This window comes from Sphingomonas paludis, from assembly GCF_053502515.1.
In genome coordinates this window covers 2618331-2630901 of the sequence record NZ_CP187558.1, presented here as the reverse complement: position 1 = coordinate 2630901, position 12571 = coordinate 2618331, and the positions used below count along the sequence as shown (strand labels likewise).

Sequence of the window (12571 nt, the reverse complement as noted above, 5' to 3'; positions counted from 1 at the left end):
ACGACCATGACCATGATGTTCCTAGATTTCGAAAAGCCAATCGCCGAGCTGCAGGCGCGGATCGACGAACTGCGCGAAACGGCGGCCGACGGGTCGGTGGATATCGGCGCAGAGATCGCCAAGCTGCAGGGCAAGTCGGACCGGCTGCTGAAGGACACCTATGCGCGGCTGACCCCGTGGCAGAAGACGCAGGTCGCGCGGCACCAGGATCGGCCGCATTTCAAGCATTATGCCGCCGGACTGTTCGAGGAGTTCGTCCCGCTGGCCGGCGACCGCGCCTTTGCGGACGACACCGCGATCCTGGGCGGCTTTGCCCGGTTCATGGGGCGGCGGGTGATGGTGATCGGCCATGAAAAGGGCGACGATACCGCCAGCCGGCTGCGCCACAATTTTGGCATGGGCAAGCCGGAGGGATACCGAAAGGCGATCCGCCTGATGGAACTGGCCGGCCGGTTCGGCCTGCCCGTCATCACGCTGGTCGATACATCGGGCGCCTTTCCCGGCATCCAGGCCGAGGAGCGGGGCCAGGCAGAGGCGATTGCCCGTTCGACCGAGGCGATGCTGAACCTGGGCGTGCCGGTGATCGCATCGATCCTGGGCGAGGGCGGTTCGGGCGGCGCGATTGCGCTGGCCGCGGGCAACCGGGTGCTGATGATGGAACATGCGGTCTATTCGGTGATCTCGCCCGAGGGGTGCGCATCCATCCTGTGGCGCACCGCCGACCGCGCGGCGGATGCGGCAGAGGCCATGAAGGTGACGGCGCAGGACCTGAAGGCGCTGGGCGTCATCGACCGCATCGTCGGCGAACCCCAGGGCGGTGCGCACCGCGACCATGCGGCGGCCATCGCGGCGCTGGGCCAGGCGATCGACCGGGAATTGACCGCGATCGAGGGCGATTCGCCCGAATCGCTGCGTTCGGCCCGCCGGGCGAAGTTCCTGGCGATGGGTCGCGTCTGAAACGACGGGCCATCGGCCGGACGGGCAGTGCAAGGCATTGCCCGGTGCACTATCGATGATGAAAGCCGCGCCGGCCCATCGGCGCTGACGCCGGTGCCGATGCCCGGGCTTGCGGGGGATTGGTTGCGCCGATCAGAAGGGCTGCCCGTGGCTCTCCTGCCCGACGAACCTGGCTTGTCCGGTTACCGGGCGGTCCAATCCCGATAGCGCACGAAAAAGGCCGGGCGGTACGTGCCGCCCGGCCTGTTCTCCTCTCCAAAACCGATTCGGCGGGGATCAGCCCGACGACTGGAGATTGACCGCAGCCATCTTGCCGCGACGATCGACTTCCAGTTCGAATTCCAGACGATCGCCTTCGTTCAGCGTGCTCATGCCGGCACGCTCGACGGCGGAGATGTGCACGAACGCATCCGGCTGTCCGTCATCGCGCTGAATGAAGCCGAAGCCCTTCATCGCGTTGAAGAACTTGACGGTTCCCGTCGCCTTTTCCCCGGTCAGCTGGCGCTGCGGAGCGGCACCGAAGCCACCGGCGCGCGGACCGGCATCGCGGTCGCGCGGCGGGCCGCGATCGGTGACGGGCATCGGCTCGCCATCGATCTTGAGGTCGGTTGCCGAAATCTTGCCGCCCCGGTCGACCAGGGTGAAGCCCAGCGGCTGACCCTCGGCCAACCCGGTTAGGCCGGCCTGTTCGACCGCAGAGATGTGAACGAACACGTCCTCGCCGCCGTCATCGCGCACGATGAAGCCGAAGCCCTTTTGTCCGTTGAAGAACTTGACGATGCCCGTGCCCTCGCCAACGACCTGGGGGGGCATGCCGCGACCACCGCCGCCGCCACCGCCGCGGAAGCCGCCGCCACCGCCGCCGCCGCCGAATCGGTCGCCGCCGCCAAAGCCGCCACCACCGCCGCCACCGAAGCGATCGCCGCCGCCAAAGCCGCCGCCACCGAACCGGTCACCACCGCCGAAGCCGCCGCCGCCGAACCGGTCGCCGCCGCCGCCGAAACCGCCCTCGTCACCAAAAGAATCGCGCTTGTCTCTGCCGCGCCCGCCGCGTTCACCCCGGCGCCCTCGATCAAAACCCATTGCCCTGTTCGTCTTCCGTGCTCGGCCTCATTTTCATCATCAACCCAGGGCGTCGGACGAGAAACGCAAGGGTTCCGGCGCTAAACCACATTGCGCCTGATGTTGTGCATAACGCAAAAAGCCCGGCGCGGCGAATGAAATCGAAGCAACTCATTCGGTTATTGCCTAGCCGTGGCGGTTGCGCGACAGGATGCATCGAACAGGGAGTTTCCAATGTCCGAAATCGCCACGTTGATCGTCGATCCCGCTGCATGGGCCGCACTGGTGACGCTGGTCGTGCTCGAAGTCGTGCTGGGCATCGACAATCTGATCTTCATTTCGATCCTGTCCAACAAGCTGCCCGCCCATCAGCAGCAGCGCGCCCGCCGGATCGGCATCGGCCTGGCGCTGGTGATGCGGCTGGCATTCCTGTCGATGATCGCGTTCATCGTTTCGCTGACCACGCCGGTATTCGACCTGGGGCTGGTCGGACCGCTGGACGAGCATGGCGCTCCGGCGTTTGAAACCGCGTTTTCGTGGCGCGACCTGATCCTGATCGCGGGCGGCCTGTTCCTGGTGTGGAAGGCGACGAAGGAAGTGCATCATACCATGGACCCCGAACCGTCGGGCGCGGCGCTGGACAAGAAGGGGCCGGCGTCGCTGGGGTTCGGTGCGGCCATTGCGCAGATCGTCGCGTTGGACATGGTGTTTTCGATAGATTCGATCCTGACCGCCGTGGGCATGACCGAACATGTCCCGATCATGATGACCGCGGTCATCATCACCGTCGCGGTCATGCTGGTCGCCGCCGATCCGCTGGCCAAGTTCATCAACGCCAATCCGACGGTCGTCATGCTGGCGCTGGGGTTCCTGTTGATGATCGGTGCGGTGCTGATCGCCGACGGGTTCGGCGTGCATGTGCCCAAGGGGTATATCTATGCCGCCATGGCCTTTTCCGCCGGGGTCGAGACGCTGAACATCCTGTCGCGCCGGTCGCGGGCGCGCAAGGAAGCGGCGCGCGGCGGCAGCGTCCACTGACCGGCCGCGACGGCACTGACGAGAAGCATTGAGCCGGGCGGGCTTTGCCGCTAGTCCGCCCGGATGACCGTTTATTTTCATGAAGAAGACCTGCCCGACGGCGCGCTTGGCCCCGGGCCGGTGGCCGTCGATACCGAAACCATGGGCCTGATCACGCCGCGCGACCGGCTGTGCGTGGTGCAGATCAGCGACGGACGGGGCGACGAGCATCTGGTCCGCTTCAATCCCGGCAGCGACTATGCGGCACCGAACCTGAAGGCGGTGCTGGCGGATCCGGCCCGCCTGAAACTCTATCATTTCGCTCGGTTCGACCTGGCCGCCGTCCAGCATTATCTGGGCGTGGTGGCGGCTCCGGTCTATTGCACCAAGACGGCGTCCCGCCTGGTCCGCACCTATACCGACCGGCACGGGCTGAAGGAGCTGGTGCGCGAATTGCTGGGCGCCGAGCTGTCCAAGGTGCAGCAATCGTCCGACTGGGGCGGCCCGGTGCTGAGCGATGCCCAGCGCGACTATGCCGCATCGGACGTGCGGTATCTGCACGCGCTGAAGGCGGAACTGGACGTGCGGCTGGCCCGCGAGGGGCGGACGGCGCTGGCCCAGGCCTGTTTCGATTTCCTGCCGCATCGCGCCGCGCTCGACCTGGCGGGATGGCCGGAGGTCGATATCTTTGCCCATGTCTGATGCCATCGTGCCCGCAGCCGCCGCGCGGCAGGCGGGCGCCCGCTGGGCATTGCCCGGCGGGCGGCACGACCGGATCGTCGGGCTGTTGCAGACCGTGCTGCCGATCGGCATCGGCGTGCTGGCCGCGTTTCTGGTGATGGCGCCGCTGACCATGGGCGGCGACGTCAGTTTCATCCTGGACAAGAACAAGGTCGAGGTTGCGCCGGAGCGGTTGCGGATCGAACGCGCCCAGTATCGCGGCGCCGACAGTGGTGGGCGGGGGTTCCAGATTAATGCCGGTTCCGCGGTTCAGAAAAGTGCGGCCGAACCGATCGTGCAGCTGAACGATCTGGCCGCGCGGATCAATCTGGACGATGGCCCGGCGGCGCTGACCGCCGAGCGGGGACGCTATGACATCGACCGTCAGCAGGTGGCGATCGACGGTCCGATCCGGTTCCGGGCCGCCAATGGCTATGCGCTGGACACACGCGATGCGCTGGTCGACTTGCGCACCAAGCGGCTGCGCAGCGGATCGGCGGTGACCGGCACGACGAATATGGGCAATTTCAGCGCCGACCGGCTGGATGCCGACCTGGAGGCGCGAACCGTTTCGCTCAGGGGCAATGCGCGCTTGCGTATTTACCCGGGCCGCACGAAATAGCGGGCCATGACGCGCGCACTTGCCTATTCTGCGGCCCTTGCCCTGATCGGGGCGACGGTTGCCCTTTCCGGTTCGGCAGTGGGGCAGGTGCGCCATGATTCGAACGCACCGATCGATTTCGAGGCGCAGCTGATCGACCTGCAGGACCGGGCGAACCGCGCCGTCCTGTCCGGCGGGGTCAGCATCCGTCAGGCGACGATGCGGCTGAACGCCGACCGGGTGACGGTCGCCTATACCGGACAGGTGATCGGCGGTTCGCCGCAGGTGTCGCGGCTGGACGCGGCTGGCGGCGTCACCGTCGTTCGCCCGGACCAGTCGGCGCGGTCGCAATATGCGGTCTATGACCTGAATGCCCGGCGCATCACCATGGTCGGCAATGTCCGGCTGACCCAGGGGACCAATACGCTGAACGGCGGTCGGCTGACCATCGACCTGGATACCGGGCGGGCGGTGATCGACGGGCGGGCGACCGGCGCGGGCGCGGCCGGCGCGACGACCACCACCGGTAGCGGCCGGGTGTCCGGTCGCTTCTCCGTTCCCGAGCGGCGGCAATAGCGCCGTAATTCCAGATATTTGACGCAAGGCTGCCGGGTGCCCCTTGGCAGGGCCCTGCAAATCATGCAGGATTCCTGCCAACCCGATGGCCGCGCTCCTACCGGATAGCGGCGACGCAGGATGGACCAGAGGCGGGACGGAACAAGCAATGACCGAAGTGATCGCGCCCTTGGCGGCCGATGTGTCCGCCCAGCCCGCCGAGCCGAGCCTGGACAAGGGGCTGTCGGTCGTTTCGATCGCCAAATCCTATGACAAGCGCAGCGTCCTGTCGGACGTGTCGCTGAACGTCGGCAATGGCGAGGTGATCGGCCTGCTCGGCCCGAACGGTGCCGGCAAGACGACGTGCTTTTATTCCGTCATGGGCCTGGTCAAGCCGGATGCGGGCCGCATCCTGTTGGACGGGACCGACATCACCGGGTTGCCCATGTATCGCCGGGCGGTGCTGGGCCTGGGCTATCTGCCGCAGGAAACGTCGATCTTTCGCGGGCTGAGCGTCGAGAAGAACATCCTAGCGGTCTTGGAGCTGGCGGAGCCGGACAAGGATCGCCGCCAGGCACGGCTGGAACAGTTGCTGGACGAGTTCGGCTTGACCCGGCTGAGGGATTCGGCGTCGATGGCGCTGTCCGGCGGCGAGCGGCGACGGGCCGAAATCGCCCGCGCGCTGGCCGCCAATCCGACGATCATGCTGCTGGACGAACCCTTTGCCGGAATCGATCCCATTTCGATTTCCGACATTCGCGACCTGGTCAAGGACCTGAAGACGCGCGGCATCGGGGTGTTGATCACCGATCACAACGTGCGCGAGACACTGGAAATCGTCGATCGCGGCTATATCATTTATGGTGGCCGCGTTTTGTTCAGCGGGTCGCCGGCGGAGCTGGTCGCGGATGCCAATGTCCGTCGCCTGTACCTGGGCGAGGGGTTCTCGCTGTAATGGTCTTGATCGCAGGGCGGGCCGGGGGCGGGGGCGGATAATGTCGCTCGCGCCGCGCCTCGACCTGCGCCAGACGCAATCGCTGGTGATGACGCCGCAGCTGCAGCAGGCCATCCGCCTGCTGGCGCTGTCGAACCTGGAGATAGAGGGGTTCATCGCCGAGGAGCTGGAAAAGAACCCGCTGCTCGATGCGCAGCGCGGCGACGATGACGGTTCGGGCAGTGACGGAGACGGGGGCGAGTTGACCGCCGATCTGGTCGAGCCGCGCGACGGCCCGGCGGACGCCAGCGAATTGCTGACCGGCGGGGGCGGCGGTGACGAAGCTGCGCTGGACGTCGATTTCACCACCGAGACCTTTCATCACGACAGCGCATCGGATTCCGTGGGCGGCATGGACGGGGCGCTCGGCGTATCCGGCCTCAGCGGGGCGGGGCCGGAGGACGGCACCGATTTCGACAGCTTTGCCGGGGCCGACCTGTCGCTGGCCGAACATCTGACGGCACAGGCGGGACAGGCGCTGGCGGGTGCGGACCTGTTCGTCGCGCTGCACCTGATCGACCAAATCGACGAGTGCGGATACCTGACTGTATCGCTGCTGGATGTTGCCAACCGGCTGGGCGTGCCGCTGGTGCAGGCCGAGGGGGTGCTGGCGACGATCCAGACGTTCGATCCCAGCGGCGTCGGCGCGCGGAACCTGGCCGAATGCCTGGCCATCCAGGCGAAGGAAGCGGACCGGTACGACCCGTGCATGGCGCGGCTGATCGACAATCTGGACCTGCTGGCGCGAGGCCAAATCGCTCAGCTCAAGCGCATGTGCGGCGTCGATGACGAGGACATGGCCGACATGATCCGCGAACTGCGCGGCTATGATCCCAAGCCCGGTTGCCGGTTCAGCAGCGACGCGACGATGGCGGTCACGCCGGACGTGTTCGTGTCGCGCCGTGGCGCGGGCTGGGCCGTAGAGGTCAATTCGGCGACCTTGCCCCGCGTGCTGGTCAACCGCAGCTATTATGCCGAACTGTCCGGCAGCGCGGGCAAGGACAAGGCGGGCAAGGCGTGGCTGTCCGATTGCCTGGCCAGCGCCAACTGGCTGGTCAAGGCGCTGGACCAAAGGCAGCGGACGATCATCAAGGTGGCGAGCGAGATCGTGAAGCAGCAGGAGGCGTTTTTCCTGCATGGTGTTGCCCATCTGCGGCCACTGACGCTGGCGCGGGTGGCGGACGCGATCGAGATGCACGAGTCCACCGTCAGTCGTGTGACCAGCAACAAATATCTGAGCTGTGCCCGGGGGCTGTTCGAGCTGAAATATTTCTTCACGAGCGCGATTCAGTCGGCGGATGGCGGCGATGCGGTGTCGGCGGAGGCGGTGAAGGCAGCGATCCGGTCGCTCATTCAGGCGGAGGATCCGAAGAAGATCCTGTCCGACGACACGCTGGTCGAGATGCTGAACGCCAAGGGGTTCGACATCGCCCGGCGGACGGTGGCGAAATACCGCGAGGCGATGGGCATCGGTAGCTCGGTCCAGCGGCGGCGGCAAAAGGCGCTGGGAGGATAAGTGCTCCTGCGACAGCAGGAGCCCAGAGTGGTTGAGCGTGGCCCCTTGTGGCTCTGGGTTCCTGCTTTCGCAGGAACACGGAGGGGTTATCGGGCCGCCAGCACCGCCTCCACCCATTCGGGCACCAGGTCGCCCGCCCGGCCCAGGCGGCTTTCGTGGAAGAAGATGCTGCCCGCCGAGGGATCGAGGTTCATTTCCAGCGTGTGGGCGCCGATATGGCGGGCGGTCTGGACGAAGCCGGCCGCCGGATAGACCGCGCCGGAGGTGCCGATGGAGACGAACAGGTCGGCGTCGCGGATCGCGATTTCAATTTCGTCCATCCGGTAAGGGATTTCGCCGAAGAACACGATGTCGGGGCGCAGCGCCGGCGCGGTGCAGACGGGGCAGACGCTGCCGGGCGGCAGGGCATCGGGCCATGGCTGGCGATGGTCGCAGGCAGCGCAGAGGGCGGATTTGAGTTCGCCATGCATATGAATGAGCCGCTTCGCCCCGGCGCGTTCGTGCAGGTCATCGACATTCTGGGTGACGATCAGGAGGTCGCCGGGCCATTCGGCGTCGAGCCGGGCAAGGGCATGGTGGGCAGCGTTCGGCTGTACCGTTGCCAGCGCGGCGCGGCGCAGGTCGTAGAAGCGGTGGACGAGATCGGGGTCCGCCGCCAGCGCCTCCGGCGTGCAGACATCCTCTACCCGGTGTCCCTCCCACAGTCCGCCGGGGCCCCGAAAAGTGGCGATGCCGCTTTCGGCCGAGATGCCCGCGCCGGTCAGGATGACGATGGAGGGGACCGAACGGGTCATGGCTGACGGTTGACAGTTTTGACGAAACGGATCGGTTTTTCCTGCCCGGCGATTGTCAGGCAAACCGGCTTCACGATGCCGTTGGCGAGGTAGTGGGCAAGGCGAGGAGCGGGCATGGCGGCACTTAAGCAGGCCAAATCCAACATTGCGAGTGCCCCCTGCATCAACGCCGTCAGATCGCGTTGACCGGAATGCGCAGATAGACCTGACCCTGCAGGTTTGGCGGTGGCATGGCACCGGCGCGGATGTTCACTTGCAGGGAGGGCAGGATCAGGCGCGGGGCGTCGAGCCGGGCGTCGCGGGCGGTGCGCATGGCGACGAACTCCGACTCGCTCACCCCGTCATGGACATGGATGTTGCGCGCGCGCTGATCGCCGACGGTCGTTTCAAATGCATAGTCGGTGCGCGACGGCGGCAGATAGTCATGGCCGACGAACATCCGGGTTTCGGGGGGCAGGGCTAAAAGCCGCCGGATGGAGCGATAAAGGGTCGTCGCATCGCCGCCGGGAAAGTCGGCGCGGGCGGTGCCATAGTCGGGCATGAACAGGGTATCGCCGACGAATAGAGCATCGCCGACATGATAGCTGACACAGGCGGGCGTGTGCCCCGGCGTGTGGATGACCTGGATCGCCATATCACCGAGCGGTAGCGTGTCGCCGTCGCCGACCAGACGGTCGAACACGCTGCCGTCCGGGGTCACGTCGTCCGCCTCGAACAGCGGCGCGAAGATGTGCTGCACGTCCGCGATATGGCCGCCGATGACGATGGGCGCGCCGGTCTGTTCGCGCAGCCAGTGCGCCGCCGACAGATGATCGGCATGGGCGTGCGTTTCCAGCAGCCACTGGACGGTCAGGCCGTGGTCGCGGACATGAGCGAGCAGCGCATCGGCGCTGGCCGTGCCGGTGCGGCCGTTGTTGGGGGTGAAGTCGAGCACCGGGTCGATGATCGCGGCCATGCGGGTCGCGGGATCATGGACGACATAGCTGACCGTGTTGGTGGCGGAATCGAAAAAGCCGTGGACGATGGGGTGCATGGTCAATCTCCTTGGCCATCATATTAGAACTTGCTAAATTAGAATCAACTTATATATTCCGCGTCATGCTTGACCTGACCCGTTTCGACCGCACCGTTTTCGAAGCCAGCGCTTCGCGTGCAGCGGCGCTGCTCCGCCTGCTCGCCAATGAGCGGCGGCTGATGGTGCTTTGCCAGCTGGCCGATGGCGGCGAATTGCCGGTGAGCGAATTGCAGCGGCGCGTCGGCATCAGCCAGTCGGCGCTGTCCCAGCATCTGGCGATGCTGCGCGAGGACGGGGTGCTGGCCACCCGGCGCGAGGGGCAGACGATCCATTACCGGATCGCCGATCCCGCCGCGCTGAAGGTGATGGGCACGCTGGCCGAGATCTATTGTCCCCCCGAACCGGAGTCCCTTCAATGTCGCTGATTTCCCTGACCCCCGAACAGGCGCGTGCCCGCATCGATGCCGGGCAGGCCGTGCTGATCGACATCCGCGAGGCGGACGAGTTTGCCCGCCGCCATGTGTCGGGTGCGCTGTCGCGCCCGCTGTCCGCCGGACAGTTCGTTGCGCCCGCCGGGGCGGAGGCGATCTTTACCTGTCGCACGGGGATGCGGACGGCGGGGGCGTGCGACCGGTTGGCCGCCGCCGTGCCGGGCACGGCCTATGTCCTGGCGGGCGGTGTCGATGCATGGGCACAGGCCGGGCTGCCGGTCGTCACAGATGCGAAGGCACCGCTGGAAATCATGCGGCAAGTGCAGATCGCGGCGGGTTCCCTGGTCCTGATCGGCGTCCTGCTGGGCCTGTTCGTCGCGCCGGGCTGGTTCGGGCTGGCGGCGTTCGTCGGCGCTGGCCTGACCTTTGCCGGGGCGACCGGGTTTTGCGGCATGGCGCGGGTGCTGATGCTGGCCCCGTGGAACCGCCGCACGGCCTGATGCGATGGGCGCGGCCGAAAGCCTGATGCTGGCGGCGCTGGGCGGGGCGCTGGTCGGCCTGCTGCTGACGCTGTTCGGCGGGGGCGGATCAGTGTTGGCGACGCCGTGGCTGATCTATGTCGTTGGCGTGGCCGACACGCATCTGGCCATCGGCACGTCGGCGGCGGCGGTTGCGGTGAACGCCGCCGTCGGCCTGACCGCACAGGCGCGGGCGGGGACGGTGAAATGGCCGTGCGCCAGCGTGTTCGCAGCGGCCGGGCTGGCCGGTGCGATGATCGGCGCGGAAATCGGCAAGCGCACCGACGGCGCGGCGCTGCTGAACTGGTTCGCGCTGGCGATGATCGCGATTGCCGTGTCGATGATGATCCCGCGCAAGAGCGAGGGTGACCCGGCGGTGCATCTGTCCAGCGCGATGGTGCCGAAACTGGCGCTGGCGGGGATGGGCGCGGGGCTGGCCGCCGGGTTTTTCGGCATTGGCGGCGGGTTCCTGATCGCGCCGGGCCTGATGGCGGCGACGGGCATGACGATCGCCAATGCGGCGGCATCCAGCCTGGTGTCCGTCGCCCTGTTCGGCGGAGCGACCAGCGCCAGCTATGCCCTGTCCGGGTCGGTCGACTGGGCGCTGTTCGGCGCGCTGGTGGCGGGCGGGGCGCTGGGCACGGTGGCGGCAATGCCGATGGTGCGGTGGCTGGCGAGCCGCGCTGGCGTGGCCCGGCGTCTGTTCGCGCTGATGATCGTCGCCGTGGCGAGCGCGATCCTGCTGGGGTGAGGGGCCGGGCGGCGTCCTTCGACAGGCTCAGGACGAGCGGGGAAGGGGTGCCGACCGGCCAGCGCCTTCCCGACCGTCATGCCGGACCTGTTCCGGCATCGAGCGTGCGGCATCGGGTGGAATGGCGAGGACCAGGCTGGACCCCGGCACAAGGCCGGGGTGACGGATGGGAATATCCGCCCTTGGGTCGTTGTTTCCGCGCTGCTATGCCCCTGGTCGATTGCAGCGGACACAAGGAACGGCATGACCGGCATCGGCATTTTCGGCGCGGACGGGCGCATGGGGCTGGCCATCGCGGCGGTGGCGGCGCGCATGGGCGTGACAGTGGCAGCCAAGGCCGATGCGGGCGGCGATCCGGCGGCGGTGGCGGCAGCGGCCAACGTGCTCATCGACTTTTCGGTGCCCGCTGCGCTGGAGGCCAATCTGGCGGCGGCACGGGGGGCGGGCAAGCCGATCCTGATCGGCACCACCGGGCTCACGGACGCGCAGCACGCGATGATCGATGCGGCGGCGGGCGAGATTGCGGTGCTGCAAACGGGCAATACCTCGCTTGGCGTCACGCTGCTGACCGACCTGGTGCGCCAGGCGGCGGCGCGGCTGGGCGAGGGATGGGATATCGAGATCGTCGAGGCGCATCACAGCGCCAAGCGTGATGCGCCATCGGGCACCGCGCTGATGCTGGGCGATGCCGCGGCCGAGGGGCGGGGGACGACGCTGGCAGAAGTGGGCGTGACCGGGCGGGCCGGCCTGACCGGCGAGCGGGTGGCGGGCACGATCGGTTTTGCCAGCGTGCGCGGCGGGACGATCCCGGGCGATCATAGCGTCATCATCGCCGGGCCGGACGAGGTGATCGAGCTGAACCACCGCGCCTATGACCGCACCATCTTTGCGCGCGGTGCCGTGCGCGGCGCGCTGTGGCTGACCGGCAGGGCGGCGGGGCGGTACACCATGCGGGACGTGCTGGCGCTTTGAAGAAGGCGGACGTCATCGCCTTTTACGAGGTGCTGGCGGCGGCGAACCCCGCGCCGGAGACCGAGCTTGCCTTTGGCAATCATTTCCAGCTGCTCGTCGCGGTCGTCCTGTCGGCGCAATCGACCGATGTGGGCGTGAACAAGGCGACAAGGCGGCTGTTCGCCGAGGTGCATACGCCCGAACAGGTGGTTGCGCTGGGTGAGGAGGGGCTGAAGCAGCACATCAAGACGATCGGCCTGTTCAATGCCAAGGCGAAGAATGTCATCGCCCTGTCGGAGGTGCTCATCCGCGATCATGGCAGTCAGGTGCCGAACGACCGCGACGCGCTGGAGGCGCTGCCCGGCGTGGGGCGCAAGACGGCGAATGTCGTGATGAACTGTGCGTTCGGGGCCGAGACCTTTGCTGTCGATACGCATATCTTCCGCGTCGGCAACCGCACTGGCCTGGCGCGGGGCAAGACGCCGCTGGCGGTCGAGAAGAAGCTGGACAAGGCGACGCCCGCGCCGTTCCGGCTGCACGCGCATCACTGGCTGATCCTGCATGGCCGCTATGTCTGCAAGGCGCGGACGCCGGAATGCTGGCGATGCGACGTTGCGGCATTCTGCGCGTTCAAGCCCAAGACGCCGCCACCCGCCCCGAAGCGCAAGGCCGCCTTGCAGGAGAATTGA

16 protein-coding genes are annotated in these 12571 nt (G+C 67.2%); 12 read left to right on the top strand and 4 right to left on the bottom strand.

Annotated features, from left to right (window positions below):
* Window positions 1-12 precede the first annotated feature (12 nt).
* Window positions 13-957, top strand: coding sequence for an acetyl-CoA carboxylase carboxyltransferase subunit alpha (locus tag ACPVPU_RS12730; protein WP_448660516.1), 945 nt, complete (start codon window positions 13-15; stop codon window positions 955-957).
* A gap of 276 nt (window positions 958-1233) precedes the next feature.
* Here the strand turns inward: ACPVPU_RS12730 and ACPVPU_RS12725 are convergent, their stop codons facing one another.
* Window positions 1234-2040, bottom strand: coding sequence for a cold-shock protein (locus ACPVPU_RS12725; protein ID WP_448658320.1), 807 nt, complete (start codon window positions 2038-2040; stop codon window positions 1234-1236).
* Window positions 2041-2253: 213 nt separating this feature from the next.
* Between ACPVPU_RS12725 and ACPVPU_RS12720 the strand changes: the two genes are divergently transcribed.
* The 6 genes from ACPVPU_RS12720 to rpoN all read left to right on the top strand — a co-directional run bounded on the left by ACPVPU_RS12720 (window position 2254) and on the right by rpoN (window position 7422).
* Window positions 2254-3057, top strand: a complete 804-nt coding sequence (locus tag ACPVPU_RS12720) for a TerC family protein (RefSeq protein ID WP_448658319.1) — start codon at window positions 2254-2256, stop codon at window positions 3055-3057.
* Window positions 3058-3120: 63 nt separating this feature from the next.
* Entirely contained in the window at window positions 3121-3738 is a 618-nt protein-coding gene (locus ACPVPU_RS12715) for a ribonuclease D (protein ID WP_448658318.1), read from the top strand.
* Window positions 3731-4378 carry an LPS export ABC transporter periplasmic protein LptC gene (gene lptC / locus ACPVPU_RS12710; protein ID WP_448658317.1) on the top strand — a complete coding sequence of 216 codons (648 nt, stop codon included), beginning with the start codon at window positions 3731-3733 and terminating at the stop codon, window positions 4376-4378. Before ACPVPU_RS12715 ends, lptC begins: the two co-directional genes overlap by 8 nt.
* Before the next feature lie 6 nt (window positions 4379-4384).
* Window positions 4385-4933: an LptA/OstA family protein gene (locus ACPVPU_RS12705; protein WP_448658316.1), complete on the top strand. Its 549-nt coding sequence runs from the start codon at window positions 4385-4387 to the stop codon at window positions 4931-4933.
* Window positions 4934-5081: 148 nt separating this feature from the next.
* Window positions 5082-5867, top strand: a complete 786-nt coding sequence (gene lptB, locus ACPVPU_RS12700; protein WP_448658315.1) for an LPS export ABC transporter ATP-binding protein — start codon at window positions 5082-5084, stop codon at window positions 5865-5867.
* A gap of 40 nt (window positions 5868-5907) precedes the next feature.
* Window positions 5908-7422 carry an RNA polymerase factor sigma-54 gene (gene rpoN / locus ACPVPU_RS12695; RefSeq protein ID WP_448658314.1) on the top strand — a complete coding sequence of 505 codons (1515 nt, stop codon included), beginning with the start codon at window positions 5908-5910 and terminating at the stop codon, window positions 7420-7422.
* An 86-nt stretch (window positions 7423-7508) separates the two neighbouring features.
* On the opposite strand, the gene ACPVPU_RS12690 is transcribed toward rpoN, so the two are convergent.
* The 3 genes from ACPVPU_RS12690 to ACPVPU_RS12680 are packed head-to-tail and all read right to left on the bottom strand — an operon-like array spanning window position 7509 to window position 9249.
* Complete coding sequence (locus ACPVPU_RS12690; protein WP_448658313.1) at window positions 7509-8216, bottom strand: NAD-dependent deacylase; 708 nt, start codon at window positions 8214-8216, stop codon at window positions 7509-7511.
* The gene (locus tag ACPVPU_RS12685; protein ID WP_448658312.1) at window positions 8213-8362 is read right to left on the bottom strand and encodes a hypothetical protein; all 150 of its coding nucleotides are present in this window, start codon (window positions 8360-8362) and stop codon (window positions 8213-8215) included. The genes ACPVPU_RS12690 and ACPVPU_RS12685 overlap by 4 nt, the downstream gene beginning before the upstream one ends.
* A 26-nt stretch (window positions 8363-8388) precedes the next feature.
* Window positions 8389-9249, bottom strand: a complete 861-nt coding sequence (locus tag ACPVPU_RS12680; RefSeq protein ID WP_448658311.1) for an MBL fold metallo-hydrolase — start codon at window positions 9247-9249, stop codon at window positions 8389-8391.
* A 65-nt stretch (window positions 9250-9314) separates the two neighbouring features.
* Between ACPVPU_RS12680 and ACPVPU_RS12675 the strand changes: the two genes are divergently transcribed.
* The 5 genes from ACPVPU_RS12675 to nth all read left to right on the top strand — a co-directional run bounded on the left by ACPVPU_RS12675 (window position 9315) and on the right by nth (window position 12571).
* Entirely contained in the window at window positions 9315-9656 is a 342-nt protein-coding gene (locus tag ACPVPU_RS12675; protein WP_448658310.1) for an ArsR/SmtB family transcription factor, read from the top strand.
* Window positions 9647-10162 (top strand): rhodanese family protein, encoded by a 516-nt coding sequence (locus ACPVPU_RS12670; protein WP_448658309.1) that lies wholly within the window; start codon window positions 9647-9649, stop codon window positions 10160-10162. Before ACPVPU_RS12675 ends, ACPVPU_RS12670 begins: the two co-directional genes overlap by 10 nt.
* A 4-nt stretch (window positions 10163-10166) precedes the next feature.
* Window positions 10167-10931, top strand: a complete 765-nt coding sequence (locus tag ACPVPU_RS12665; RefSeq protein WP_448658307.1) for a sulfite exporter TauE/SafE family protein — start codon at window positions 10167-10169, stop codon at window positions 10929-10931.
* A gap of 243 nt (window positions 10932-11174) precedes the next feature.
* Window positions 11175-11903: a 4-hydroxy-tetrahydrodipicolinate reductase gene (gene dapB / locus ACPVPU_RS12660; RefSeq protein WP_448658306.1), complete on the top strand. Its 729-nt coding sequence runs from the start codon at window positions 11175-11177 to the stop codon at window positions 11901-11903.
* Window positions 11900-12571: an endonuclease III gene (nth, locus tag ACPVPU_RS12655; RefSeq protein WP_448658305.1), complete on the top strand. Its 672-nt coding sequence runs from the start codon at window positions 11900-11902 to the stop codon at window positions 12569-12571. Before dapB ends, nth begins: the two co-directional genes overlap by 4 nt.